The following is a 26,333-nucleotide window of genomic DNA, read 5'->3' as shown; positions in this document are numbered from 1 at the left end:
CCGGCCTACGCCGAGGGCTGGAGCTCCAGCTCGCCGTCGCGGGCGTCCACCTTCACGTGCGCCCCCGCCGGGAGCCGCCCGGCGAGCAGCAGGTCCGACAGCCGGTTGTCGACCTCCCGTTGGATCGTGCGGCGCAGCGGGCGGGCGCCGTACTCGGGCTGGTAGCCGAGCTCGGCGATCCGCCGCACGGCCGCCGGGGTGAACTCGACGGTGACGTCCTGGGCGGCCAGCCGCTCGCGCGTCTCGCCGAGCAGCAGGTCGGTGATCGTGACGAGCTGGTCCCGGTCCAGCCGGCGGAAGACGATGATCTCGTCGATGCGGTTGAGGAACTCGGGGCGGAACACCTCCCGCAGCCGGGGCATGATCTTGTCCCGCAGCGCGGCGGAGTCGGCTTCGGTGCCGATGTCGCGGCTGCTGCCGAACCCGAGCGTCGCGCCCTGGTTGGTGATGAGCTCGGAGCCCACGTTGCTCGTCATGATCACCACGGTGTTGCGGAAGTCCACCGTCCGGCCCTGGCCGTCGGTGAGCCTGCCGTCCTCGAGCACCTGCAGCAGGACGTTGAACACGTCCGGGTGCGCCTTCTCGATCTCGTCGAGCAGCAGCACCGAGTACGGGCGGCGCCGCACGGCCTCGGTGAGCTGGCCGGCCTCGCCGTAGCCGACGTATCCGGGCGGGGCGCCGACCATCCGGGCGACCGTGTGGCGCTCGCCGTACTCGCTCATGTCGAGGCGGATCATGCGGTCGTCGTCGCCGAACAGCGCTTGGGCGAGCGCGCGGGCGAGCTCGGTCTTGCCGACCCCGGTCGGGCCGAGGAACAGGAAGCTGCCGACCGGGCGGTCCTCGTCGCCGAGCCCTGCGCGGGAGCGGCGGATCGCCTCGGCGACCGCGGTGACGGCCTCGTCCTGCCCGACCACACGGGCGTGCAGCTCCTCCTCCAGGCGCAGCAGCCGGTCGCGCTCGGCCTCGGTGAGCTGTGCGACCGGGATGCCGGTGGAGCGCGACACCACCTCGGCGATGTCGGCGACGCCCACCTCCGGCACGCCGCCGTCGGCGGGCCCGGTGTCGGCGAGCCGCGCCCGCAGCTCGGCGATCTCGTCGCGCAGCTGGGAGGCGCGCTCGTACTCCTCGTCGGCGACGGCCTGGTCCTTGTCCCGCTCCAGCTGCTCGAGGCGCTGTTCGAGCCCGCGGCGGTCGCCCGACGGCGTGCGGTTGCGCAGCCGCACCCGCGCGCCCGCCTGGTCCATCAGGTCGATCGCCTTGTCGGGCAGGAACCGGTCGGTGAGGTAGCGGGCCGACATCTCGACGGCGGCGCGCAGCGCGTCCTCGGTGTAGCGGACCTGGTGGTGGGCCTCGTAGCGGTCGCGCAGGCCGTGGAGGATCTCGATCGCGTCCTCGCAGCTGGGCTCGGACACCACCACCGGCTGGAAGCGGCGGGCGAGCGCGGCGTCGGACTCGATGTGGGTGCGGTACTCGTCGAGCGTGGTGGCGCCGATGACGTGCAGCTCGCCGCGGGCCAGCGCCGGCTTGAGCATGTTGCCCGCGTCCATGGCGCCGCCGCCCTCACCTCCGCCGCCTGCGCCCGCGCCGACCATGGTGTGCAGCTCGTCGATGAACACGATCAGCTCGTCGCTGCTCGCGCGGATCTCCTCGATGAGGGTGCGCATGCGCTCCTCGAAGTCGCCGCGGTAGCGGGTGCCCGCCACCACGCCCGACAGCTGCAGCTCCACCACCCGGCGGCCGGCGAGGGTGTCGGGCACGTCGCCGTCGACGATGCGCTGCGCGATGCCCTCGACGATGGCGGTCTTGCCGACGCCCGCCTCCCCGATGAGCACCGGGTTGTTCTTCGTGCGGCGTGAGAGGACCTCGATCGTCTGCTCGATCTCGTCGGCCCGCCCGACCACGGGGTCCAGGCGGCCCTCCCGGGCGGCGGCGGTGAGGTCCTGCCCGAACTGGTCCAGGGTCGGCGTCGGGGCGCCGCGGGCCTCGCCGCGCCCGGGGGTGCGGGGCCCCGGCCGCGCGCCCGCCCGCGGGGCGCTCGGCGCCCCCGCGCCGAAGCTGGCCTCCGCCAGCAGCCTGCCCGCGGCCGACTCGTCGTTCGCGGCGATGGCGAGCAGCACGTGCTCGGGGCCGATGTAGCTCGAGCCCAGCGAGCGCGACACCTGGTGGCCGTCCAGCAGCGCGCGCTTCGCGGCGGGGGTGAGCGCCGGGGGACGGCCGGTCGGCTCGCCGCGCTTGAGCCGCTCGTCGAGCAGCTGCGCGATCCGGTCCGGGTCGGCGCCCGCCCGCTCGAGCCACTGGCGGGTCGGCTGCAGCTGGGTGGAGGCGAGCAGCAGGTGCTGGGAGTCGAGGTCCGGGTCGCCGCGGTCCATCGCGATCTGCGCGGCGGTCGCCACCAGCTCGCGGGCGCCCGCGCTCATCAGCCGCGTGAGGTCGACGCGGCGGACGGGACCGCGCACCCCGGGTCCGAGGAAGCGGGCGAGGAACTCGTCGAACGAGCCGGGGTCGCCCGGCCCGAGGAAGCCGGTCATGCGCGCACCTTCGGGGTCGGCGTTCCGATGCGTGTCACCGCATCGGCGTTCCCGGGGTGCGGGCGGCGAAACCGTGGGAGGCTCGCGCGCCGGGTGGTGGTCGCGAGCGACGTGGATCACGGGGCGTTGGCGCGCTCCGCCGCGGTGGCCCAGACTCCCGGTGTCGACGACGACTTCGAACGTGACAGGAGACGAAGCAGATGACGGAAAGCCGGCAGCGCGTGGCGATCGTGACGGGAGCGGCGCGGGGGATCGGCGCGGCCACGGCGCGCAGGCTTGCCGAGGACGGCCTGGCCGTCGCGGTGGTCGACCTGGAGGAGGCTGCGGCCAAGGGCACCGTCGACGCGATCGAGGCGGCCGGCGGGCGGGCGCTCGCCGTGGGCGCGGACGTCTCCGACGCCGCGCAGGTCGAGGCCGCGGTCTCGCGGGTGGCCGCCGAGCTCGGCGCCCCGACGGTGCTGGTGAACAACGCCGGCGTCACCCGCGACAACCTGCTGTTCAAGATGTCCGAGCAGGACTGGGACACCGTGATGGGCGTGCACCTGCGCGGGTCGTTCCTGATGTCGCGCGCCGCCCAGAAGTACATGGTCGAGCAGCGGTTCGGCCGCATCGTGAACCTCTCCAGCACCTCGGCGCTCGGCAACCGCGGGCAGGCCAACTACTCCGCGGCCAAGGCGGGCCTGCAGGGCTTCACCAAGACGCTCGCGATCGAGCTGGGCAAGTTCGGCATCACGGTCAACTGCGTCGCGCCCGGGTTCATCGCCACCGACATGACGAAGGCGACGGCCGAGCGCCTCGGGCAGGACTGGGACACCTACGTCGCCGCGCGGGCGGCGGAGATCCCGGTGGCCCGCGCCGGGCAGCCCGAGGACATCGCCAACGCCGTGTCGTTCTTCGTGAGCGAGCGCTCCGGGTTCGTCAACGGCCAGGTGCTCTACGTCGCGGGCGGCCCCAAGGCCTGATCGCGTCACCGATACTGGCGGGGTGCGCTTCATCTTCCGGCCCCCGGCCGAGCACGCCGCCGGGCTGCTCACCCTGCCGTGGGACGAGCCGCTGGAGGAGTGGCAGGACGAGCGGCTGCTCGAGGTCGCCCATCGCGGCATCTCGCGGCACGTGGTGCGGTTCGTCGAGTCCGACGGGCACGTCTACGCGCTGAAGGAGATCGACGAGCGCCTCGCCCGGCGCGAGTACCGGCTGCTCGGGCGGCTGGAGGAGATGGGGCTGCCCGCGGTGTCCGCGCTCGGCGTCTGCGTCGAGCGCGCGCCGCGTGGGGACACGCCGCAGGACGCCATCCTCGTCACCCGGTTCCTGGACTACTCGATGTCCTACCGGTACGTGTTCGCGCACGGCCACGCGGCGCGGCCCGTCGACCAGCTCATCGACGCGATGGTGGAGCTGCTCGTGCGGCTGCACCTCGCCGGGCTGTTCTGGGGGGACTGCTCGCTGTCGAACACGCTGTTCCGGCCGGACGCGGGCAGCATCGCGGCCTACCTCGTGGACGCCGAGACCGCGGAGCTGCACCCGTCGCTCACGGCCGGGCAGCGCGACTTCGACATCTCCTACGCCGCCGAGCGCGTCGGCGGGGAGCTGTTCGACCTGCAGGCGGGCGGGCTGCTCCCCGACGACGTCGACCCCGTCGAGATCGCCGCGGAGCTGCCCCGGCGCTACCACGCGCTGTGGGACGAGCTCACCCGCGAGGAGCTGCTGCGGCCCGACGAGCAGCGCTATCGGGTGGCCGCCCGGGTCGACCGGATCAACGAGCTGGGCTTCGACGTCGACGAGATCGAGCTGAAGACCACCGACGAGGGGGTGCGGCTGCGCGTGCACACCCAGGTGGCCGAGACCGGGCGGCACCGCAACCGGCTCTTCGCCCTGACCGGGCTCGAGGTCACCGAGAACCAGGCGCGCCGGCTGCTCAACGACCTGACGAGCTACCGGGGCTACCTCGAGCAGAAGGAGGGCCGCTCCATCCCCGAGACCGTCGCGGGGCACCGGTGGCGCGCGGAGGTGTACGACAAGGTGATGGCGCTCGTGCCGGAGTCCCTGTCCGACCGGCTCGCGCCCGCGGAGATCTTCCACGAGATCCTCGAGCACCGCTGGTTCCTCTCGGAACGGGCGGGCAAGGACGTCGGCACCACCGCGGCGGCGAAGTCCTACATCGACGCGATCCTGCCCAACACCCCGCCCACGCTCGCCCTGCCGGGCGGGGAACCCGCCCCCGAGGGCTGACGGCGTCCGCCCACGTCACGTGCTCGTGTCGCTGTGCTACCAGGTGATCCCGCAGCGTCACCCGGTGGGGGATGACCGCGCGCACGCGGGCCCGCTACGGTACGACGCGTGACGTCCGGCTCCGCCCTCGAATCGCCCGGGTTCGACCCCGACGACCCACCCGTGCCGCCGTCGCGCAGGATCGACCCCTCGAAGCCGAACCTCGCGCGCGTCTACGACGCGTTCTGCGGGGGCAAGGACAACTACGCGGCCGACCGAGCGGTGGTCGACGAGATCCACGCGGTCACGCCGGAGCTCACCCGGGTCGTGCGCGAGGAGTGGGCGTGGCTGGGGCGCGCCGTCCGGTTCCTGGTGAAGTCGGCGAACATCGAGCAGATCATGCACCTCGGTGCGGGGATGCCGCTCGGTGAGAACACCCACCAGATCGCGCAGCGCTTCAACCCCGACACGCGTGTCATCTACGTCGCCGACGACCCGCTGGTTCAGGCCCACGGCCGGGCGATCCTCGCCGACAACGAGCTCACCCACCTCGTCGAGGCCGACCCCGCGCGGCCCGACGACGTGTTCGGCCACGAGACCGTGAAGAAGTACCTGGAGGCGGACCAGCCGGTCGCGGTGATCCACAGCCGAACGATGCACCACGTGCCGGACACCGAGCGGCCGCACCGGATCGTGCAGCGCTACCTCGAGCTGCTCCCGGCCGGTTCCTACCTGGTGCTCTCGCACTTCTGCGACCCGCAGGACGACGGTGCGGGCAGCCAGCTCGCCCGCTTCGTCGAAGGCGTCTTCTCCCGTAGCGACCTGAGGCCCGTGATCTTCCGCCCGCGCGCGGAGGTCGAGCGGTTCTTCGAGGGCCTCGAGCTCGTGGAGCCCGGCGTCAGCCGCCTGCGGGACTGGTGGCCCGACGGCCCGCTGATGGCGGCGCCCGCCAAGGAGGACGAGCTGCTCCTGGGTGGGGTCGCGCGCAAGCCCTGACCGCGCAGGCCCCCGCCGGGCGGGTCAGGTGGTACGCGGCACCACCGTGATCGACCACGGCCCCACGGGCTCGTCGGCGACGGTCACCGCCTGCTCGCTCGCGTTCACCACGACCGCGCCGTCGGGGGCGCGGAACACCAGCAGCGGCGACGTCGCCGAGTGCCCGATCTCGACGTCGCCCTCGGCGAGGCGGGGGACCAGCCACTGCCAGGGCTCGGTGAGCGGCGTCGGCCGCCCGCCGTCCTCCTGGGTGGCGTCGGTCCACAGCGACGCGTAGCCCAGCTTCGGGTCGCCCTGTGGGCCCCACAGCAGGGCGCCCGACGCGCCGGACCGGGCGTAGGCGGCCACCGCGGCGAGGGTGGCGGCGGCGCTGGCCGGGCTCGCCGCGCCCGGCTCGGCGTCCTCCGGGACGTCGGGGTAGAACTCGGCCCACCAGATCGGCAGGTCGGTGCGCTCGCGCAGCCACCGGTCCAGGTCGGCGTACTTCTGCACACCCTCCAGCACCGACGGCAGGACGTCGTCGCGGGTCTCGGTGGCGGCGTCCACCGCGAGGAAGTCGGCGCCCTCGTTGTGCTGGAGCCAGTACTCGACCACGTCGAGGCTGCGCTGGTCGGCCGCGCCCCACGGGCCGGTGACCTCCCGCGAGGCGTCGGTGGCGCCGTGGCTCAGGCTGATCAGCACCACGTAGGGGCCGCCGACCTCGACGTCGGGCCGCACGGCCTTCACCGCCCGGTAGACCTGGTTGTAGAACTCGGTGTAGCCCTCGTAGTCCCAGCGGTTCTCCGCGTGGTTGTAGAACCCCTTGAGCTCGTTCCACACCAGCACGCGCTCCACCTGCGGGTAGCGCTGCACCGCCTCGGCGGCGAGGTTGGCGAAGTCGCCGAAGTGCTCCGGCAGCGGCTCGTCCTCGAGCGTCGACCAGTCGGTCTCGCCCGCCTCGCCGCCCTTCATCCAGTCCGGGGCGCAGCAGAGCGTGAGGATCGTCCTCCCGCCGGTCTCCTCGACCAGCTCCATGCGCCGGTCGAGGTCGTCCCAGTCGTACTCGCCGGGCTCCGGCTCCGGGTTGCCGGTGCCGAAGCCCATCAGGTGGATGTTCTGCCAGATCGCGCTGCCGTCCTCGAGGATGTCCTTGCCCCGTTCCACGGCCTCGTCGGGGTCGTGCGGGTCGAGGCTGTGCTGGGTGTGCGTGACCCCGAGTTCGAGCGGGACCTGCTGCTTCTCCCACGTGAACGCGGGGTCGTCCTCGACCGCCCGCAGCACGCGTTCGGAGATCGACGTCGGCTCGCTCGGGCCGGTCGAGCAGGCGGCGAGACCGGTGGCGAGCACCGTGGCGAACACCGCGGCGAGGGAGCGGACAGAGCGCACGACGAAACCCCGTGGTCGAGATCTTCCGGACCGCCGGTGGCAGCGGGGCGGCGAACCCCTACCGCTCTCAACCGGCGGGTGAGATGGTGGCAGGTCGCTGCGACGGCGCCGCGGGGAGGTCCCGGTTCGGCCCCGTCCCGAGCAGCGCGCGCCGGTACCATCCCGGGCGGTCGCGCAGCTCGGCGGGCGTTCCGCGCTGCAGCACCCGCCCGCCGCGGAGCACGACCACCTCGTCCACCCGCTCCAGGCCCTCCAGGTCGTGCGTGATCAAGATCATGGAGCGGCCCGCGGTCGCGGTGAGCAGGTCGTCGAGCACGTCCGCGCGGGTGCCCGGGTCGAGGTGGGTGGTGGGTTCGTCCAGCACGAGCAGCGGCCCGGCCGCACCGGTGGTCGGCACCAGCAGCGCGCGGGCGAGGGCGAGCCTGCGCCGCATGCCGCCGGACAGCCGCGTGCCGTGCGGGCCGGCCTCGGTGTCGAGCAGGTCCTCGTCGAGCCCGACCCGGGCGAGCACGGCCCGCAGTTCGGCGTCGGTGGCGTCGGGGCGGGCGAGCAGCAGGTTGGCCCGCACGGTGCCGGCGAACACGTGCGGGTCCTGGGGCATGCCGGTCACCCGGGCGCGGACCTCGTCGATCGGCAGCGCGGTGAGGTCGGCCCCGTCCAGGTGCACGGTGCCCGCGTCCGGGTCGCGGAAGCGCAGCAGCACCGCGGCGAGGGTGCTCTTGCCCGATCCGCTCGGGCCGACCAGCGCGACCCGCTTGCCCGCGGGGACGTCGAGGTCGACCCCGTCGAGCGCCCACGGCTCGCCCGGCCCGTAGCGCACCCGCAGGCCGCGCACCCGCAGGCCCCGCCCCGGTCGGACGCCGCCCGGCGGGGCGGGGGCCGGGACGCGGTCGGGCGCGACCGCGGGTGGCGTGTCGAGCACGTCGAACAGGCGGGCGCCCGCCGCGCGCACCGCCCCGAGCCGGGCCGCCGCCCCGGGCAGCGGGGCGACGATCTCGAACGCGGCGAGCGCGGTGAGCACCAGCACGGCGAGCGGGACCGGGGCGAGCGACCCGTCCCGGACCGCGGCCACACCCACGAGCAGCGTGCCCCACAGCGTGAGCCCGGCGAGCAGCGCGGAGACGCCCGCGCCGAGGCCGAGGAGGCCGGCGTCGCGGCGTTCGACACGGGTCAGCTCGGCGTCCGCGGCCTCGACCCGGTCGAGGGCGGCGGGCATCGCGCCGTACGCGACGAGGTCGGGGCCGCCGTGCAGGGCGTCGACCAGGGCCGTCGACAGCGCGGCCCGCCCCGCGGCGCGCCGCCTGCCCGGACCGCGGCCGGCGGCCGCGGCAGCGAGCGGAACGGCCACCCCGCCCAGCGCCAGCCCGGCCGCGAGCAGCAGGCCGCCGGGCACGAGCAGCGCGGTGCTCACCGCCACCACGCCCGCGCCGGTGACCAGCGCGGCGAGCGGCGGCGCGAGGCCGCGCACGAGGAGGTCCTGGGTGGCGTCGGTGTCGCTGACGAGCCGGGAGACCAGATCGCCGGTGCGGAAGCGGTGCACCGGCTCGGTGCGGGCGAGCCGCTCGTACACCCGGGCCCGCGCGTCGGCCAGCGTGCGCAGCGCCGCGTCGTGGGTGACGAGGCGCTCCAGGTAGCGGGCCACCCCGCGGGTGACACCCAGCGCCCGCGTCGCGACGATCGCCACGGAGAGCGCGGTGATCGGCGGGGACGCGGCCGCGGTGGCGATGAGCCACGCGGCGACGACGAGCAGGGCGACGCCGGAGGCCGTCGCGGCCGCGCCGGCGAGCACGCCGAGCGCGAACCGCGCCCCGCGCGGGCGCGCGAGCGCGATCATGCGCAGCAGCGGATCCGACGAACGGTGCGTCGGTCGTCGGACGGGTTCCGACGAGCGCGCCGCTCGTCGGAGGGGTGCGCAGGGCCGGTCAGGACGCATGGGTGCTCCCGGTCAGCGCGGGGGCGTCGAGGCGCACGACCTCGTCCGCGAGGTCGGCCCAGCCCTCGTCGTGGGCCACGATCACCCCGGTCCGCCCGCGCAGGAGGCGAGCGACCCCGGTGCGGACGGCCGCGGCGTGCTCCGGGTCCAGGTGCGCGGTGGGCTCGTCGAGCAGCACGATCGGCGCGTCCAGCACCTCCTTCCGCAGGAACGCCCTGGCCAGCGCGATGCGCTGGCGCTGGCCCGCCGAGAGGCGGTGCCCGCGCTCGCCGAGCGGGGTCGCGTAGCCGTCCGGGAGCGCGCGGATGACCTGGTCGGCCTCGGCCAGCATCGCGGCCCGGCGCACGGCGTCGTCGGGGGCGTCGGGGAGGCCGAGGCGGATGTTGTCGGTCACCGAGGCGTCGAACAGGTACGGGTGCTGGGGCAGCCAGGCGATGCGACTCCGCCACACGTCCGGGTCGACGTCTGCCAGGTCCACCTCGCGGCCGTCGGCCGCGGTGACGAGCACGCGGCCGGCCGTCGGCTCGGCGAACCGCAGGAGCAGCGCGAGCAGGCTGGACTTGCCCGCGCCGCTGCGGCCGGTGACGAGCGTGGTCGTGCCGGGGACGAGCGCGAGGTCGACCCCGTCGAGGGCGGGCGCGTCGCGGCCCGGGTAGGTGAGGCCGGTGCGGTCGAAACGCACGGCGGGGCGCCGCGCCGGCTCGACCGGCGCGCTCGGCGCGGGCCGGGTGGGCCGCTCCAGCACGGCGAACACCCGCTCGGCCGCGCTGACCCCCTCCATGCTCGCGTGGAACCGGGCTCCCACCTCGCGCAGCGGGAGGTAGGCCTCGGGGGCGAGGATCAGCACCAGCAGCGCGGTCTCCAGGTCGAGCCGCCCGTACAGCAGCCGCAACCCGATCTCGACGGCCACCAGCGCGACGGAGAGGGTCGCGAGCAGCTCCAGCACGAACGCCGACAGGAACGCCACGCGCAGGGTGCCCATGGTCGCCTCCCGGTGGGCGCCGGTCACGCGCCGGATGAGCGCGGCCTCGGCCTTCGCGCGGCGGAAGACCGCCAGCGTCGGCAGGCCCTCCACGACGTCGAGGAAGTGGCCGCCGAGGCGCTGCAGCAGGTCCCACTGCCTGCGGGTGCGGGCCTGCGTGTGCATCCCGACGAGCGCCATGAACAGCGGGATCAGCGGCAGCGTGAGCGCGATGACGAGGCCGGAGATCCAGTCGGCGCGCCACACCACGACGAGCACGGCGACCGGCACCAGCACCGCGAGCACGAGCTGCGGCAGGTAGCGGGCGACGTAGTCGTCGAGGGCGTCGAGGCCGCGCGTGGCGAGCGTGGCGAGCTCGCCGGCGTCGGCCGCGGCGGGGTCGGTTGCCGCGACGTGCCGGACCAGTCGGCGTCGCAGGTCGGACTTGACGCGGGCCGCGCTGCGCAGGGCGGCGGTCTCGGCGCCGTAGGTGAGCGCGGCGCGGGCGAGCGCGACGACGCCGACGGCGGCCACCGTGGTGGCGAGGGCCTCGAACGCGCCGTCGGTGGCGCTGCCGATCGCGTGCGCCACGAGCCAGGCCTGCAGCAGGATCAGCGCGGTGGCGGCGAACCCGCAGGCGACCGTGAGGGCCAGGTGCGCCCGCACCGCCGCGGTGGTGCGGACCAGGCGCGGGTCGAGGGGTTTCACGACACGTGCGCCCTGGTCACGCGTCGCCGGAACACCCAGTAGCTCCAGGACTGGTAGAGCAGGACCAGCGGCAGGAAGAACACCGCGACCCACGACAGGATGCCCAGCGTGTAGGGGCCCGACGCCGCGTCGGCCACGGTGAGGTCGAACGCCGGGTCCACCAGCGAGGGCAGCGCGACCGGGAACAGCGAGCCGAACAGCACCGCCGTCGTGGCCGCGACGGCCACCGCGGTGGCGGCGAACGCCCAGCCCTCCCGGCGGCGCGCCACGAGCACGCCGCCTGCGACCAGCGCGCCGACGGCGGCGAGCGCGACGGCGGCGGTGGCGGGGGTGCCGTGGTCGGCCTGGGTCCACATGAGGAACGCGAACTGCGCGGCCGCGGCGGCGGGGGCGGCGAGCCGGGCGACGGCCCGGGCCCGGCGGCGCACCGGGCCGTCGGTCTTCAGCGCGAGGAACACCGCGCCGTGCAGGACGAACAGCGCGAGCGTGGCCACCCCGCCGACCAGCGCGTACGGGTTGAGCAGGTCGGTGAGGCCGGAGCGGACGACCCGGTCCGGGCCCAGCTGGACACCGCGCACGACGTTCGCGAACACCAGGCCCCAGCAGAACGCGGGCACGGCGCTGCCGGTGACGATCGCGGCGTCCCAGCGGGCCCGCCAGCGCGGGTCGTCGACCTTGCCCCGGTACTCGAACGCGACGCCGCGCGCGATGAGCGCGAGCACGACGAGCAGCACCGGTAGGTAGAAGCCGCTGAGCAGGCCCGCGTACCAGGCGGGGAACGCGGCGAACATCGCGCCGATCGCGGTGATCAGCCACACCTCGTTGCCGTCCCAGACCGGGCCGATCGCGTTGATCACGACCCTGCGGTCGGCGTCCGAGCCGCGGCCGAGGACCGGCAGCAGCATCCCGACCCCGAAGTCGAAGCCCTCCAGCACGAAGTAGCCGGTCCACAGCACCGCGATCGCGACGAACCAGACGGTGGGCAGGTCCATGGCTTCACTCCTCGGTGGGGAGGGTCAGTAGACGAACGCGGTGACGTGGTCGGGCTCGGGTTCGCCCTCCCGCGGGTAGGGCATGACGTGGTCGGGCCCGGCCTTCACGTACCGGAGCAGGAGCCGCGCCTCGACGACGGCGAGCACGCCGTAGAGGAGGGTGAAGGCGGACAGCGACACCGCGACCTCGCCGAGGCTCACCCCGGGCGACACGCTCGCGGCGGTGAGCAGGTGCCCGACCACCGTCCAGGGCTGGCGCCCCATCTCGGTGAGGATCCAGCCGAAGATGTTGGCCGCGAGCGCGGCGGGCAGCGCGGCGATCGCGACCCGGTACACCCACCGCTGCCGTGGCAGCGCCCCGCGCCGGGTGAGCCACAGCCCGACGACGCCGACGCCGACCCCGGCGAGCCCCAGCCCGATCATCAGCCGGAACGACCAGTACAGGACCGGGATGAGCGGGGTGTAGTCGCCGGGGCCGAACTGCTCGCTGAACTGCCGCTGCAGGTCGTTGATGCCCGCCACCTCGCCGGCGGGGGAGCCGGTGGCCAGCACGCTGAGCAGGTAGGGCACCTCGAGGTTGACGATGTTGCGTCCGACGCCCACCTCGCCGATCTCGTGGTCGCCGATCGCGAACAGGGAGAACCCGGCGGCCTGCTCGGTGTCCCAGATCGCCTCCGCCGAGGCGAGCTTCATCGGCTCGTAGCGGGCCATGAGCTTGGCCTGGTTATCCCCGGAGAGAGCCACGACCGCCCCCGCGACCGCGGTGGTGACGAGCCCCGCGCGCAGCGTGCGGCGGAACAGGCCGGGCTCGTCCGGGTGCGGGGCGCGGTCGCGGTGCAGCAGCTTGTAGGCGCTGACGGCCACGACGAAGAGCCCCGCGACGACGAACGACGCGCTGACCACGTGCAGGTAGGTCGAGATCGCCTGCGGGTTGGTGAGCACCGCGGCGAGGTCGGTCAGGTGGGCGCGCCCGGTGGCCGGGTCGACGGCGAACCCGACCGGGTGCCGCATCCACGCGTTGGCGGCGAGGATGAAGAACGCCGACAGGTTCGAGCCGATCGCGGCGGCCCAGATGGTGGCCAGGTGCACGCGGCGGGGGAGCCGGTCCCAGCCGAAGATCCACAGCCCGATGAACGTGGACTCGAGGAAGAACGCGAGCAGGGCCTCCAGCGCGAGCGGCGCCCCGAACACGTCACCGACGAACGTCGAGTAGGCGCTCCAGTTCATCCCGAACTGGAACTCCTGGACGATCCCGGTGACCACGCCCATCGCGAAGTTGATCAGGAAGAGCTTCCCGAAGAACTTCGTGGCGCGCAGGTACTCGGTCCGCCCGGTGCGGTGCCACGCCGTCTGCAGCCCGGCCACCACGACCGAGAGCCCGATCGTCAGCGGGACGAACAGGAAGTGGTAGACGGTCGTGATCCCGAACTGCCAGCGAGCCAGGTCCAGTGCGTCCACCCGAGCCTCCCCGAACTTCTACGGCCTGTAGTAGTTCTACAGCACGTAGAAGATCGGGTGGGGCGGGGGTGGTGCGGATCTCGTGCCTCAGACCCTTGCGCTGGCGAACTCCTGGCCCGCCTCGTTCTCGATGACGATCTCGGCGACCTGGTCGAGGGGCACGATGGCGGAGCCGTCGAGGGTGATCCCGTCGCGCCACCCGCCGGGCGAGACCAGCCAGCTCCCGGCGATCTCGCGGGTGCCGTCGCGTGCCACCACGACGATGTAGCACCGCTCGCCGGCCGGGATGCCCTTCACCGAGGTGGACAGGCGCACCCAGCCCGCCGCCGGGGTGAGCGTCGCGGTCATCGAGACGCCGGGGGCGCCGGTCCCGGTGAGCTGTACCGCGTCGGGCGCGGCGACCGCGGCGGCCGGAGGGGGCGGAGCGGTCTCGCGCCCGATCAGGACACCGCCGGTCAGCACCACGGCGAGCGAGGCGGCGGCCGCGCCCGCGAGTAGGAAGCGCCGCCTCCTGCGTCGGCCCGTCACCTCCGCCCGCACCTGCCGCACGGCGCGCTGCAGCACGAGGTCGGCGTCCGGCGGCCCGTCGAGGAACGCCTCGGGGGGCACGTCGTCGAGCAGGTCGACCATCCCGCGCAGTTCCTCCCACTCGCGTCGGCACGCCGGGCAGCCGGCGAGGTGCTCCTCGACCGCGCGGGACTGCGCCGCGTCGAGCAGGCCCAGCACGTGGGCGCCGAGCTCCTCGGGGTTGTGCGCCCCTCCGTAGGGGCCCGGCCGCTCGTCGTCGGCCCGGTGGCGGTTCATGCCGGCACCTCCCGACCCGCGCCCTCGGACATCGTTCCCGCCAGCGCCTGGCGCAACGCGCGCAGCGCGTAGTACGACCGCGACTTCACGGTGCCGGCCGGGATGCCGAGCGCCGTGGCGGCCTCGCCCAGGCTGCGGCCCTTGAAGTAGATCTGGTCGAGCACGCCCCGGTGGTCCTCCGACAGCTCCTCGAGTGCCGCCATCACGGTGACGGAGGCGACGACGCTGTCGGCGTGGTCGCGCACGATCGGGGGCGCGTCCGGGTTCTCCGCCACCTCCTGCGGCCGGGCGGCCTTCGCCCGGTACCGGTCGGTCACCAGGTTGCGGACCACGGTGAGCAGCCAGCCCCTGGCCGACCCCTTGCCGTTGGTGAGCACCTCGGGGTGTCGCCAGGCGCGGATCAGGGTCTCCTGCACGATGTCCTCCGCAGCGGCACGGTCGCCGGTGAGCCGGGTGGCATAGGCGAGCAGGGCTCGCCCGTGCTCGGAGTAGACGGCGTGCACCAGTGCCTCGTCACGATCACGGGCGGGCGGCATGGTCGGTGGGCTCCCGGGGCAGTCAGGTCGGGGGCGGAACCCTAGCGGACGGGCTCCCACACCGGACACGGCCGAACGGCGCGACCGGTTCACCCCGGAATCCAACGCCGGATCCGCTGAACCGATCGCGCCCCGCATCCGTGTGGATCCAGAGCGCGCCCGGATCGACCGGGCCCCGACGATCACCGGGGGAGTGCCGTGGCCAGGTTCGCACCACTGCTCACACTCGCGACGGTCGCCGCGTTGGGCGGCGGGCTGGTGCTCGTCAACAACGCGGTCGTCGCCCCGCCCGCGGTGACCGGCGCCGCGGCCGCCGCGCCGCCGGCGGAGGTGGGGGCACCGGCTCCGGCCGAGGCGGATCCCCACGCCGCGCCCGGCCCCGAGCCGGCCGCGCCCGCCGTCGTCGAGGCCGCCTACACCGGTCGCTCCGCGGGCAACGAGGTGACCGTCGCGCTGGCGGTGAAGGACGGGAGGGCCGTGGCCTACGTGTGCGACGGCAAGAAGGTCGAGGCCTGGTACGAGGGCACCCTCACCGGCGACGAGCTGCGGCTGTCGGGGGCCGACGGGAAGCAGGGCATCGAGGCCACGGTGACCGAGGCCGCGGCGCTGGGCACGGTCACCGTCGCCGGGGACGAGCTGCCGTTCGCCGCGGAGGGCGTCGAGGCGCCCGCCGGCCTGTACGAGGGCCGCGCGAACGTGCGCGGCGTCCTCACCCGCATCGGCTGGATCGTCGACACCGACGGCGACGTCACCGGCGTGGCGAACGCGGGCGGGACCCGCAGGCCCGCCCCCGAGCTCGACCCGGACGACCCGGCCGCGACGAGGATCGACGGCGTGCCGATCACGGTCACCGCCCTCGACGGGTCCACCCCGGTGGTCGGGCGATGAGCCGCCCCGCCGCCGGCGTCCCGCTCGACCAGGCCACCCGCCGGGTCGGACCGCCGCCCGGCGTCCACGAGGAGCGGACCATGCCGCGCCCGACCGGCCCGCGGGTCGGCGAGCCGCGCCGCCGCGCGGCCCGGCGTTCCGGCGGCGGCCTCGGCCTCGTCGTCGCGATGGCCGTCGGCTCGCTGGTCGCCGTCGGCCTCGGCGCCTACGGCCGCTCCCACGAGCCCGCCGCGGTCGCGCTCAACATCGCCGGGTTCTCCTCCGGGATCGCCGCCAAGTCGTGGCTCGCCACCGGTGCGGCCGTGCTGGCGCTCGCGCAGCTGTGGTCCGCGGCCGCCCTCTACGGCCGGCTCGGCAGGCGCTGGCGCGCGGCGGGCGGCGCGCCGGCGTGGGTGGCCGGCCTGCACCGCTGGTCGGGGCGAGCGGCGGTGCTGCTCACCGTCCCGGTGGCGGTGCACTGCCTCTACGCGTTCGGCTTCTCCGAGGCCACCCCGCGGGTGCTCGTGCACTCGCTGGCAGGCTGTTTCCTGTACGGCGTGTTCGTCACGAAGATGCTGGTGCTGCAGCAGCGGGAGAGCCCGCGCCTCGCCCTGCCGCTGCTGGGCGGCCTGTTGTTCGCGACGCTCACCGCCGTGTGGGCCACCTCCGCGGCGTGGTTCTTCTCGACCTCGGGCCTCACGTTCTAAGAAGGGAACCCCCACCTTGCGACCCGTCCACCCCAGCCCCGTCCCGCGGCGCCTGTTCGTCGCGGGCACCTGCGGTGCGGCCTGCGCCGCCGCGCTGTCGGCGTGCACCACCTACCCGGTCGGCCAGGCGCCCGCGGCCCCGGCCACCCCGGACGCCCAGGGCGCCGCCCCGGCAGGCGGCGGAGCACTGGCGAGCACGGCCGACATCCCGGTCGGCGGCGGCGCGGTGTTCCGCGAGCAGGACGTGGTGGTCACCCAGCCCAGCCCCGGCGAGTTCCGGGCGTTCTCCGCCACCTGCACCCACCAGGGGTGCCCGGTCACCGAGGTGGTCGACGGCACGATCAACTGCAACTGCCACGGCAGCAAGTTCGCCGTCGCCGACGGCGCGGTCGTCGACGGTCCGGCCAGCACCCCGCTGCCCGAGCGGAGCATCGAGGTGACCGGCGAGGAGATCGTGCTCGCCTGAGCCCTCCGTGGGTCGGATCACGCCGCCGACACCAGGCCGCACCGCCTCCAGCGACCTAGACTCCCCACGGTCGGGCCCGGCTGCAGGGTTGCTGCCCGGGGATGCGGAAGGTGTGGCGCTGCATGGACGCCGAGAGGCTGCAGGAGACCCCCAGCGGTACGACCCGCACGGGTACGGCTCAGGTCGAGGGTGACGCGCTCGACGCGCAGGCGCCCACCGAGCCGGACGAGCTGGCGCTCGCCGCCGAGTTCCCCACGCCGGACCGGGCCGACTGGCTCGCGCTCGTCGACCGGGTGGCGGCCAAGGCCGGGCGGCTGCCGGAGGGCGCCGCGCCCGGCCACGGGTTCGAGGCCCTGACCCGGCACACGCTCGACGGCGTCCGGCAGCTGCCGCTCTACACGCCCGACGACGCCCCGACCCAGGGTGCGGGCGTCCCCGGCGCCGCCCCCTACGTGCGCGGCGGGCGCGCGAACGGGCCCGCCCCCGATGGGTGGCAGGTCCGGCAGCGCCACGCCGACCCGGACCCCGCCGCGGCCCGCGCCGCGCTCCTCGCCGACCTCGAGAACGGGGCGTCGGCGATCTGGCTGGCCGTCGGGGCCGGCGGCACGGCCGTCGCCGACCTTCCCGCCGTGCTCGACGGGGTGCACCTCGACCGCACCCCCGTGGTGCTCGACGCCGCCGGCGACACCGCCGACACCGAGCTCGCCGCGGCCGAGGCGTTCCTCGACCTCGCCGGGGCGCGCGGCGTCGGGCGCAACCTCACCGGCACGCTCGGGCTCGACCCCGTCGGGCGGCGGGCCCGCACCGGGGAGGGCCCGGACGCCGACGCGGTCGTCCCCACCGCCCTCACGACGGCCCGCGAGTTCCCGACCGTGCGGGTCGTGGTCGTCGACGCGCTGCCGGTGCACGAGGCGGGCGCGTCCAACGCGCAGGAGCTCGGCTTCTCGCTCGCGGCCGGGGTGGCGTACCTGCGGGCGCTCACCGGCGCCGGGCTCGACCTCGCCACCGCCGCGGGCCTGCTGGAGTTCCGCTACGCGGCCACGACGGAGCAGTTCCCGACGATCGCCAAGCTGCGCGCGGCGCGCCTGCTCTGGTCCCGGGCCACCGAGGCGTGCGGGAAGGCGCTCCCGCAGTTCCAGCACGCGGTCACCTCGCCGACGATGCTGACCCGCCGCGACGTGCACGGGAACCTGTTGCGCGGCACGATCGCCTGCTTCGCGGCCGGGGTGGGCGGCGCCGACGCGGTGACCGTGGCCCCCTTCGACGCCGCGGTCGGCCCGACCAGCCCGTTCTCGCGGCGGATCGCGCGCAACACCCAGTCCCTGCTGGTGCAGGAGTCGCACGTGGCTCGGGTGATCGACCCCGCGGGCGGGTCCTGGTTCGTGGAGTCGGCGACCCGCGAGCTCGCCGCGGCGGCGTGGGCGTTCTTCCAGGAGATCGAGGCCGCGGGCGGGGCGCTCGCCGCGCTCGACTCGGGCATGGTCGCCGAGGCCGTCACCCCCGTGCGCGAGCGCCGGGCCGAGCTCGCCGCGCAGCGCACCCCACCCGTCGTCGGGGTGAGCGACTACGCCGACCTCTCCGAGCCCCGCCGGGATCCGGTCCCCGACCCCTCACCCCGGGGCGGGCTGCCCCGGTTCCGGCCCGCCGAGCCGTACGAGGCGTTCCGGGACCGCTCGGACGCGCTGCTGTCCGAGACCGGGTCGCGGCCGCGCGCGTTCCTCGCGACGCTGGGCGCGATCGCGACCTACACGGCGCGCGCGGGCTTCGCCCGCAACCTGCTGCAGGCGGGCGGGATCGAGACGCCCGAGGCCGGCCCGACCGAGACCACCGGCGAGGTCGTCGCGGCGTTCCGGGAGGCGGGCGCCCCGGTGGCGGTGATCTGCTCGACCGACGCGGTGTACCGCGAACGGGCCGCGGACGTCGCGGCGGCGCTGCGGGCGGCCGGGGCGCGGCAGGTGTGGCTCGCGGGCAGGACCGAGGTCGCCGGCGTCGACGGCCACCTCTACCACGGGTGCAACGCGCCGGCCGTGATCGAGTCGGTGTACCGGGCGCTGGAGGTGCAGGCATGATCCCCGACTTCACCCGGGTGCCGCTGGACGGTGACGCGCCGCGGGCGCAGGAGTGGGCGGGCGACGTCGCGGCCTGGGAGTCGCCGGAGGGCATCACGGTCAAGCCGCTCTACACGGAGGCGGACCTGGCCGGGGTCGACTTCCTGCGCACCTACCCCGGCATCCCGCCGTACCTGCGCGGGCCCTACCCGACGATGTACACGACCCAGCCGTGGACCATCCGCCAGTACGCGGGCTTCTCCACGGCCGCCGAGTCGAACGCGTTCTACCGGCGCAACCTCGCCGCGGGCCAGAAGGGCCTGTCGATCGCCTTCGACCTCGCCACCCACCGCGGCTACGACTCCGACCACCCCCGCGTCGCCGGGGACGTCGGCATGGCGGGCGTGGCCATCGACTCGATCTACGACATGCGGGAGCTGTTCGACGGCATCCCGCTGGACGAGATGTCGGTGTCGATGACCATGAACGGCGCGGTGCTGCCCGTGCTCGCCCTCTACATCGTGGCGGGCGAGGAGCAGGGGGTGCCGCACGAGAAGCTCACGGGGACCATCCAGAACGACATCCTCAAGGAGTTCATGGTCCGCAACACCTACATCTACCCGCCGCAGCCGTCGATGCAGATCATCTCGGACATCTTCGCCTACACCTCGCGCGAGATGCCGAGGTTCAACTCGATCTCCATCTCCGGCTACCACATCCAGGAGGCGGGGGCCACCGCGGACCTGGAGCTCGCCTACACCCTGGCGGACGGGGTGGAGTACGTGCGAGCCGGGATCGACGCCGGCCTCGAGGTGGACGCGTTCGCCCCGCGGCTGTCGTTCTTCTTCGGCATCGGCATGAACTTCTTCATGGAGGTCGCCAAGCTGCGGGCGGCGCGGCTGCTGTGGGCCAAGCTCGTCAAGCAGTTCGACCCGAAGAACTCCAAGTCGCTGTCGCTGCGCACCCACTGCCAGACGTCGGGGTGGTCGCTCACCGCGCAGGACGTCTACAACAACGTGATCCGCACCTGCATCGAGGCGATGGCCGCGACGCAGGGGCACACCCAGTCGCTGCACACCAACGCGCTCGACGAGGCCCTCGCGCTGCCCACCGACTTCTCCGCCCGCATCGCGCGCAACACCCAGCTGGTGCTGCAGCACGAGTCCGGGACCACCGAGGTGATCGACCCGTGGGGCGGCAGCTACTACGTCGAGCGGCTCACCTTCGACCTCGCCCGCCGCGCCTGGGCGCACATCACCGAGGTCGAGCGCGCGGGCGGGATGGCCAACGCGATCGACGCGGGCATCCCCAAGCTTCGGGTGGAGGAGGCCGCCGCCCGCACCCAGGCCCGCATCGACTCCGGCCGCCAGCCGGTGATCGGCGTCAACACCTACCGCGTCGAGGACGACGAGCAGATCGAGGTGTTGAAGGTCGACAACGCCGAGGTGCGCCGCACGCAGATCGAGAAGCTGCGCAGGCTGCGCGAGGAGCGCGACCAGCGCGAGGTCGACGCCGCGCTCTCGGCGCTCACCGAGGCCGCCGCGCTCGTCGCGGAGGGGGCGCCCCGCACCGACGAGCAGAACCTCCTCGCCCTGTCGGTGAACGCGGCCCGGGCCAAGGCGACGGTGGGGGAGATCTCCGACGCGCTGGAGAAGGTGTTCTCGCGCCACTCGGGCCAGATCCGGATCATCTCCGGTGTGTACGCGCACGAGGCCGGGTCGAACCCGGCGATCGAGCGGGCCCGCGAGCTCGTCGCCGAGTTCGCCGCCGCGGAGGGCCGCCAGCCCCGCATCCTGGTCGCCAAGGTGGGCCAGGACGGGCACGACCGGGGCCAGAAGGTCATCGCCACCGCCTTCGCCGACCTCGGCTTCGACGTCGACGTGGGCCCGCTGTTCTCCACCCCCGCCGAGGTGGCGCGCCAGGCCGTCGACGCCGACGTGCACGTGGTGGGCGTGAGCTCGCTGGCGGCCGGCCACCTCACGCTCGTGCCGGAGCTGCGCGACGAGCTGGCCCGGCTGGGCCGCGACGACATCACGATCGTCGTCGGCGGGGTGATCCCGCCCGGCGACCACGCCGCGCTGCGCGAGGCGGGCGCCGCCGCGGTCTTCGGCCCCGGCACGGTGATCGCCGAGGCCGCGGTCGACCTGCTCGGCACCCTCATGGCGAAGCTGCACGGCTAGTGCCACGGGAGGTCGACGTCGCCGCCCTCGTGAAGGGCGTGCTGGAGGGCTCGCGCGGGGTGCTCGCGCGGGCGATCACGCTCGTCGAGTCGCACCGGCCCGACCACCGGCAGGCGGCGCAGCAGATGCTGATGGAGCTGCTGCCGCACGCGGGCGGGGCGCGCCGGGTCGGGATCAGCGGCGTCCCCGGCGTCGGGAAGAGCACGTTCATCGAGGCGCTCGGCACCCGGCTCACCGCGGCCGGGCACCGCGTGGCCGTGCTCGCGGTCGATCCCTCCTCGACGCGGACGAAGGGATCGATCCTCGGCGACAAGACCCGCATGGCGCGGCTGGCGAGCGATGACAACGCCTTCGTGCGGCCGTCCCCGAGCGCCGGGACGCTCGGCGGGGTCGCGCGCGCCACCCGCGAGACGATCGTGCTGATGGAGGCCGCCGGCTACGACGTCGTGCTGGTCGAGACCGTCGGGGTCGGCCAGTCCGAGGTCGCCGTGGCCGGCATGGTCGACACGTTCCTCCTGCTCACCATCGCCCGCACCGGCGACTCCCTGCAGGGGATCAAGAAGGGCATCCTCGAGCTCGCCGACGTCGTCGCGGTCAACAAGGCCGACGGCCCGCACGAGGCCGACGCCCGCGCGGCGGCCCGGGAGCTGCGCGGGGCGCTGCGCATGCTCACCCCGGCGAGCGCCGCGTGGACCACGCCCGTGCTCACCTGCAGCGCGCAGACCGGCGCCGGGATGGAGGAGGTGTGGCAGGCGGTGCTGGACCACCGCGCCGCCCTCGAGGCCGCCGGTGAGCTGGAGCGCCGCCGCGCCGACCAGCAGGTCGAGTGGATGTGGCGGGTGGTCCGCGACACCCTGCTCGACCGGCTGCAGTCCGACGAAGGTGTCCGGGCGGCGCTGCCGGGCATCGAGCGGGCCGTGCGCGAGGGGGAGCTCACGCCCACGCTCGCCGCGCAGCGGCTGCTGGAGCACCTGCACCTGTAGCGGGCCCGTCCGGAGCCGGGAGGGGTGCGCGGTTGATCACAGCGCACCCCCGGCGTGGCAGGGCCGATCTCGTCGCCCGGGCGGGTTAACGTCGCCGCGTGTTGGGGGTCAGTCACGCGCTGTCGGGAGCGGCCCTCGGGCTCGCGGTCGCGGGGCTCGCCCCCCAGCTGCTCGGGGAGCAGGCCGACGCGGGCACCGTCCTGACCTTCACCGCGGTCTGCGCGGGCGCGGCGCTCCTGCCCGATCTCGACCACCCGTCCTCGATGGCCACCCGCCGGTTCTCGGCGGCGTCGTTCGTCGCGAGCCGGGTGGTGCGGCCGCTGTCGCGGGTCGTCTACGACCTCACCCGAGGCCGCCGCGACACCGGGCGCGGCTCCCACCGCGGGCTGACCCACACCGTGCTCGGCGCGGTGCTGCTCGGGATGGCGATCAACCTGGCGTCGGCGCGGTTCGGCACGCCGGTGCTGGTCGGCAGCCTGTTCGTGTGCATCGCCCTGGCCATCAAGGGGCTCGACGCGCTGGTGCCGGGGCCGCCGTCGCTGGTGATCGCCGCCGGGCTCACCTACGCGATCGAGCACGCGGTTCCGGGCGGGACGGCGGGCACGGCCGGGTGGCTGGGCACGGCCGTCACCCTCGGGATGGTGGTGCACTCGGTCGGCGACGCGATCACCGAGTCCGGGGCCCCGCTGCTGTGGCCGCTGCCGATCCGCGGGCGCCGCTGGTACCCGGTCGGCAGCCCGCGGCCGCTGCGGTTCCGTACCGGGGGACCGGTCGAGGTGTGGCTCGTGGCGCCCGCGCTCACGGTGGCGGTGTTCCTGCTCGCGGCGCTGGTCGTGCCGGGGGTGGCGCCGTGGCTGCTCGAGGTGCGCTCCGACGTGGAGCGGCTGATCGCGGGTGGGTGACGGGCCGGCCCGCGCGGGCGCGATGATGCCGGTGTGGACTCACCTCTCCCGAACCGCCCGGTCGTCGGGATCCTGCACCCCGGCGCCATGGGTGCCGCGCTCGGCTCGGCGCTGAAGCCGCGCGCGGGCACCGTGATCTGGGCGGCCGCCGGCCGCAGCCACGCCACCTCGAAACGCGCCGAGATCGCCGACCTCGTCGCCGTGCCGGACGTGGCCGAGCTGGCCCGGCGCGCGCACGTCATCGTCTCGATCTGCCCGCCGCACGCGGCGCTCGAGGTCGCCGAGCAGGTCGCGGCCGCCCTGGCCGGCCGCGCCGACCCGCCCCTGTACGTCGACGCGAACGCCGTCGCCCCGGCCACCGTGCAGGAGATCGGCCGGCTGCTGGGCGAGCACCGCGTGGTCGACGGGGCCGTGATCGGGCGCCCCGCGTACGAGCGGGGCCGCACGGTGCTGTGGCTGTCCGGGCGGGAGGCGCCTGCGGTGGCCGACCTGTTCGACGGCTCCCCGTTCACGGCCAAGGTGCTCGGGGGCGACCTCGGCCCGGCCAGTGCGCTCAAGGCCTGCTACGCGCTGCAGACCAAGGCCCTCCCCGCGGTGTGGGGCGCGCTGTCCGACGCGGCCGACGCCTACGGCGTGCGGGACGCGCTCGGCGAGCAGCTGTCCCGCGACGGGGTCGACCTGGCCGAGCAGGTGGCGGCGTTGCAGGCCCGCGCGGCGGCCAAGGCGTGGCGCTGGGCGGGGGAGATGGACGAGGCGGCCGCCGCGCTCGCCGCGGTCGGCGTGCCGGACGGGTTCTCCCGCGCCGCCGCCGAGGTGTACCGGCGGATGGCGGGCGGGAGCCGGGGGCACGGGGCTTGAAAAGCGGACCGCCGCCGCACCGGAGGGGGTGGGAGCGGCGGCGGTCTGCGCGGGGCCGGGTGGCCCCGGGTCGGCGTCGTCGGACGGTCGGTCGATATGGGGTTGTGGCCGGTGGTCAGTCGTCGGCGCTCGAGTAGCTGCCGGCGACCCAGCCCCGGTTGCCGGGTGCGCTGCCGGACTCGCCGGCGACGGCGGCCGGCGCGAGCAGCGCCAGCACCGCGCCGATCACGAGGCTGACCAGGGCTGTTGCTGCCAGAAGCGTGCGTCGCATGGGCACAGCTTGTCCTGTCACGCCGGGTTCGTCGCGGGAAGCGGGTGAAATCCACCCGAAGGGGTTCTGCAGTCGGAGGAATCGAGTGGTCCCGCCACGCACCGTGGCCGCCGCGATCCCCCGGAGCGGCGTATCGGGCACGGCCGGGTCAGCGTCCGGTGAGCGCCACCTCGAACGAGTAGCGCGACGCGCGGTAGAGGTGATCGCCGAACTCGACCACGAGCCCGCGGTCGTCGAAGGCGGTGCGGCGCATCGTGAGCAGCGGCGCGCCCCGCGGTTCCTCGAGGAGCTCGGCCTCGGTGGCCGTGGCGCGGCGGGCGCCGATGCTCTGGGTGGCGGACGCGAGCGCCACCCCGGCCTCGCGGAGCAGCTCGTAGAGGCCGCGCCGCTCGAGGGACTCCGGTTGCAGCGGCACGAGGTCGGCGCGCAGGTGGTTGCGCATGATCGCGAGCGGCTCGCCGCCCGCGCGGCGCAGCCGCTCCACGGTGATCACGGACGTGCCCTCCGGCACCTCGAGCGACTCGGCCACCACGCCGGACGCCGGCTCGACGGTGAACGACAGCACGGTGGTGCTCGGGCGCTGACCGGAGCTCGCGAGGTCGTCGAACAGGCTGGTGAGGCCCACCGGGCGGCGGACCCTTGCCCGCGCGACGTGGGTGCCCACGCCCCGCTTGCGCACGAGCAGCCCCTTGTCCACCAGGTACTGGATCGCCTGCCGCATGGTCGGCCGCGACAGGCCGAGCTCCTCGGCCAGCGCGATCTCGTTGTCCAGCCGCGCACCCGGCGGCAGCTCACCCGACTCGATCGCCTGCTCGAGCTGGCGGGCCACCTGGAAGTACAGCGGCACCGGACTGGCACGGTCCACGAGGACCTGCGGGCGGTCGGGCATCGCAGCCTCCTGTCAGGGGTCGCCCTTCGTCCTGACAACCTAACGATCTGCGCAACAACTCGGCTACGTGCGCCCGTGGACGCCGGATGCGCACGACCGACGGTGATCGCGGGGGACTGATCACGGGGACCCTGTGCAGGCGTGTTCACCGGCAGGCGCGGCGGCCCGGCCGGCACGAGCCGGAGGGCGCGCTACGCCGGCCGCCCGACCCGCTGGGGCAACCCTTCGACCACCGGCGCACGGGCGGCGGCCGCGCCCGCGCCGTGGCCGCCTACCGGTCGTGGCTGCGCCGGCAGGCCGAGGTGGTCGAGGTGGCCAACTCCTGGCCGGTCAGCCCGACGGGCCGAAGCGCTCGACGCGGATGCGCTCGGCGGGCACGCCCGCCTCGAGCAGCGCGGCCGTGGCGGTCTCGGCGAAGCCGGCCGAGCCGCACACGTACGCCGTCTCGTCGCCGCGCACGAGCGGCGCGACGTCGGCGACCGTGAGGCGCCCCGTGGGCCGCTGCGTGCCCGGCGGTGCCTGCCGCGTGTAGATGACGGTCGTCTCGGGGCCGGGCAGCTCGTCGGCGTAGTAGAGGTCCTCCGGCGAGCGCACGGAGACGAGCAACCGCACGAGCTCGGAGCGGCCCAGCCGGCGCGCGTGGCGCAGGATCGCCATCAGCGGGACCACGCCGGACCCGCCGCCGACGAGCAGCGCGGGCCCGCTGCCGTCCCAGCCGAAGGCGCCGATCGGGCCGCGCACCTCCAGCTCGTCGCCGGGCACCACGACCTCGTGCAGGAACTCCGAGACCTCGCCGTCGTCGAGCCGCTCGACGGTCAGCTCGATCTCGCCGCTGTCGTCCGGGGCGGATGCGACGGAGTAGTCGCGCTGCGCCGTGTAGCCGTCGGGGGCGGTCAGCCGCACGACGTAGTACTGGCCGGGCAGGTGGGGCCGCGGTTCGGGGAGGGCGAGCCGGAAGGTGCGGGCGCGCGGGGTCTCGTCGCGCACCGAGACGACCTTCGCGGTCTGCCAGCGCAGGGTGCGGCGGTGGGTGGTGCCGCCGGGGGTGAGCGTCATCAGTCGCCCTGGTAGCGCTGCTCGGCCCAGGGGTCGCCGCGGTCGTGGTAGCCGTTGCGTTCCCAGAAGCCCGGTTCGTCGTGGTCCATCAGGCGCAGGCCCGCCACCCACTTCGCGCTCTTCCAGAAGTACAGGTGCGGCACCAGCAGCCGGGCGGGCCCGCCGTGGATGGTGTCGAGCGGCTTGCCGTCGGCTGCCCAGACGACCCACGCCTTGCCGCCGGTGAGGTCGTCGAGCGGCAGGTTGGTGGTGTAGCCGGTGTGCGACACCGCCATCGCGTGGGTGGCCGACGGCAGCGGCCGCGCGGCGGCGAGCAGCGTGTCGACCGAGACCCCGTCGAAGGTCATGCCGAGCTTGGACCACGTGGTGACGCAGTGGATGTCGCCCTCGTAGCGGGACCGGGGGAGCGCGTGGATCTCGTCCCAGTTCCAGGTGACGGTGTTCTCGACGAGCCCTTCGATGGTGAACGTCCACCGGTCGGTGGGGATGTGCGGGGTGGCCTCGGCGTGCAGCACCGGCCACTCGTCCCGCGCGTCGTACTGCCCCGGGGGCAGCCGCGGGTCGCGTTCTCGGCGCTTGCCGACGAAGCCTCGGGTGATACCAGCCATGTCCTTCTC

23 protein-coding genes are annotated in these 26,333 nt (G+C 74.8%); 11 read left to right on the top strand and 12 right to left on the bottom strand.

Annotated features, from left to right (window positions below; translation table 11 throughout):
• Positions 1-5: 5 nt before the first annotated feature.
• Positions 6-2,528 carry an ATP-dependent Clp protease ATP-binding subunit gene (locus VKZ81_RS18270; RefSeq protein ID WP_324242801.1) on the bottom strand — a complete coding sequence of 841 codons (2,523 nt, stop codon included), beginning with the start codon at positions 2,526-2,528 and terminating at the stop codon, positions 6-8.
• Positions 2,529-2,728: 200 nt separating this feature from the next.
• On the opposite strand from VKZ81_RS18270, the gene fabG reads away from it, so the two are divergent.
• The 3 genes from fabG to VKZ81_RS18255 all read left to right on the top strand — a co-directional run bounded on the left by fabG (position 2,729) and on the right by VKZ81_RS18255 (position 5,732).
• Positions 2,729-3,490 (top strand): 3-oxoacyl-ACP reductase FabG, encoded by a 762-nt coding sequence (gene fabG, locus VKZ81_RS18265; RefSeq protein WP_324242800.1) that lies wholly within the window; start codon positions 2,729-2,731, stop codon positions 3,488-3,490.
• 22 nt (positions 3,491-3,512) lie between these two features.
• Positions 3,513-4,757 carry a DUF4032 domain-containing protein gene (locus VKZ81_RS18260; protein WP_324242799.1) on the top strand — a complete coding sequence of 415 codons (1,245 nt, stop codon included), beginning with the start codon at positions 3,513-3,515 and terminating at the stop codon, positions 4,755-4,757.
• Between the two features lie 108 nt (positions 4,758-4,865).
• Positions 4,866-5,732 (top strand): SAM-dependent methyltransferase, encoded by an 867-nt coding sequence (locus VKZ81_RS18255; RefSeq protein WP_324242798.1) that lies wholly within the window; start codon positions 4,866-4,868, stop codon positions 5,730-5,732.
• A gap of 24 nt (positions 5,733-5,756) precedes the next feature.
• Here VKZ81_RS18255 and VKZ81_RS18250 read toward each other — a convergent pair whose 3' ends face one another.
• From VKZ81_RS18250 to VKZ81_RS18220, 7 genes are all read right to left on the bottom strand, one after another.
• On the bottom strand, positions 5,757-7,097 hold the full coding sequence (locus VKZ81_RS18250) for a hypothetical protein (protein ID WP_324242797.1): 1,341 nt from the start codon (positions 7,095-7,097) through the stop codon (positions 5,757-5,759).
• Between the two features lie 67 nt (positions 7,098-7,164).
• Entirely contained in the window at positions 7,165-8,931 is a 1,767-nt protein-coding gene (gene cydC / locus VKZ81_RS18245) for a thiol reductant ABC exporter subunit CydC (RefSeq protein WP_324242796.1), read from the bottom strand.
• 88 nt (positions 8,932-9,019) lie between these two features.
• A complete protein-coding gene (gene cydD / locus VKZ81_RS18240) occupies positions 9,020-10,699 on the bottom strand; it encodes a thiol reductant ABC exporter subunit CydD (protein WP_324242795.1) in 1,680 nt (559 codons plus the stop codon).
• On the bottom strand, positions 10,696-11,691 hold the full coding sequence (cydB, locus tag VKZ81_RS18235; RefSeq protein WP_324242794.1) for a cytochrome d ubiquinol oxidase subunit II: 996 nt from the start codon (positions 11,689-11,691) through the stop codon (positions 10,696-10,698). The genes cydD and cydB overlap by 4 nt, the downstream gene beginning before the upstream one ends.
• A gap of 24 nt (positions 11,692-11,715) precedes the next feature.
• Entirely contained in the window at positions 11,716-13,149 is a 1,434-nt protein-coding gene (locus VKZ81_RS18230; RefSeq protein ID WP_324242793.1) for a cytochrome ubiquinol oxidase subunit I, read from the bottom strand.
• Between the two features lie 87 nt (positions 13,150-13,236).
• Positions 13,237-13,953, bottom strand: coding sequence for an anti-sigma factor family protein (locus tag VKZ81_RS18225; protein ID WP_324242792.1), 717 nt, complete (start codon positions 13,951-13,953; stop codon positions 13,237-13,239).
• Positions 13,950-14,489, bottom strand: coding sequence for a sigma-70 family RNA polymerase sigma factor (locus VKZ81_RS18220; RefSeq protein ID WP_324242791.1), 540 nt, complete (start codon positions 14,487-14,489; stop codon positions 13,950-13,952). The genes VKZ81_RS18225 and VKZ81_RS18220 overlap by 4 nt, the downstream gene beginning before the upstream one ends.
• 198 nt (positions 14,490-14,687) lie before the next feature.
• Between VKZ81_RS18220 and VKZ81_RS18215 the strand changes: the two genes are divergently transcribed.
• The 8 genes from VKZ81_RS18215 (at position 14,688) to VKZ81_RS18180 (ending at position 23,500) form a co-directional block, all read left to right on the top strand.
• Positions 14,688-15,377 carry a hypothetical protein gene (locus VKZ81_RS18215; protein WP_324242790.1) on the top strand — a complete coding sequence of 230 codons (690 nt, stop codon included), beginning with the start codon at positions 14,688-14,690 and terminating at the stop codon, positions 15,375-15,377.
• On the top strand, positions 15,374-16,063 hold the full coding sequence (locus tag VKZ81_RS18210; RefSeq protein WP_324242789.1) for a DUF6529 family protein: 690 nt from the start codon (positions 15,374-15,376) through the stop codon (positions 16,061-16,063). Before VKZ81_RS18215 ends, VKZ81_RS18210 begins: the two co-directional genes overlap by 4 nt.
• 16 nt (positions 16,064-16,079) lie before the next feature.
• Positions 16,080-16,529, top strand: a complete 450-nt coding sequence (locus VKZ81_RS18205) for a Rieske (2Fe-2S) protein (protein WP_324242788.1) — start codon at positions 16,080-16,082, stop codon at positions 16,527-16,529.
• 122 nt (positions 16,530-16,651) lie between these two features.
• Positions 16,652-18,598: a methylmalonyl-CoA mutase family protein gene (locus VKZ81_RS18200; protein ID WP_324242787.1), complete on the top strand. Its 1,947-nt coding sequence runs from the start codon at positions 16,652-16,654 to the stop codon at positions 18,596-18,598.
• Complete coding sequence (gene scpA / locus VKZ81_RS18195; RefSeq protein WP_324242786.1) at positions 18,595-20,757, top strand: methylmalonyl-CoA mutase; 2,163 nt, start codon at positions 18,595-18,597, stop codon at positions 20,755-20,757. The genes VKZ81_RS18200 and scpA overlap by 4 nt, the downstream gene beginning before the upstream one ends.
• Complete coding sequence (gene meaB, locus VKZ81_RS18190) at positions 20,757-21,740, top strand: methylmalonyl Co-A mutase-associated GTPase MeaB (protein ID WP_324242785.1); 984 nt, start codon at positions 20,757-20,759, stop codon at positions 21,738-21,740. Before scpA ends, meaB begins: the two co-directional genes overlap by 1 nt.
• Before the next feature lie 98 nt (positions 21,741-21,838).
• Positions 21,839-22,642, top strand: coding sequence for a metal-dependent hydrolase (locus VKZ81_RS18185; protein WP_324242784.1), 804 nt, complete (start codon positions 21,839-21,841; stop codon positions 22,640-22,642).
• 33 nt (positions 22,643-22,675) lie between these two features.
• Positions 22,676-23,500 carry a DUF1932 domain-containing protein gene (locus VKZ81_RS18180; RefSeq protein ID WP_324242783.1) on the top strand — a complete coding sequence of 275 codons (825 nt, stop codon included), beginning with the start codon at positions 22,676-22,678 and terminating at the stop codon, positions 23,498-23,500.
• 115 nt (positions 23,501-23,615) lie between these two features.
• On the opposite strand, the gene VKZ81_RS18175 is transcribed toward VKZ81_RS18180, so the two are convergent.
• From VKZ81_RS18175 to VKZ81_RS18160, 4 genes are all read right to left on the bottom strand, one after another.
• Entirely contained in the window at positions 23,616-23,771 is a 156-nt protein-coding gene (locus VKZ81_RS18175) for a hypothetical protein (RefSeq protein WP_324242782.1), read from the bottom strand.
• Between the two features lie 148 nt (positions 23,772-23,919).
• Positions 23,920-24,660 (bottom strand): GntR family transcriptional regulator, encoded by a 741-nt coding sequence (locus VKZ81_RS18170; RefSeq protein ID WP_324242781.1) that lies wholly within the window; start codon positions 24,658-24,660, stop codon positions 23,920-23,922.
• A 330-nt stretch (positions 24,661-24,990) separates the two neighbouring features.
• Positions 24,991-25,716, bottom strand: a complete 726-nt coding sequence (locus tag VKZ81_RS18165; protein WP_324242780.1) for a ferredoxin reductase — start codon at positions 25,714-25,716, stop codon at positions 24,991-24,993.
• The gene (locus VKZ81_RS18160; RefSeq protein WP_324242779.1) at positions 25,716-26,324 is read right to left on the bottom strand and encodes a sulfite oxidase-like oxidoreductase; all 609 of its coding nucleotides are present in this window, start codon (positions 26,322-26,324) and stop codon (positions 25,716-25,718) included. Before VKZ81_RS18160 ends, VKZ81_RS18165 begins: the two co-directional genes overlap by 1 nt.
• Positions 26,325-26,333: the final 9 nt, after the last annotated feature.

Origin of the sequence: Pseudonocardia sp. (assembly GCF_035305885.1) — a bacterium.
Taxonomy (GTDB): Bacteria; Actinomycetota; Actinomycetes; order Mycobacteriales; family Pseudonocardiaceae; genus Pseudonocardia.
Note: the sequence above shows the minus strand (reverse complement) of the source record. Positions and strands in the feature narration are given on the sequence as shown.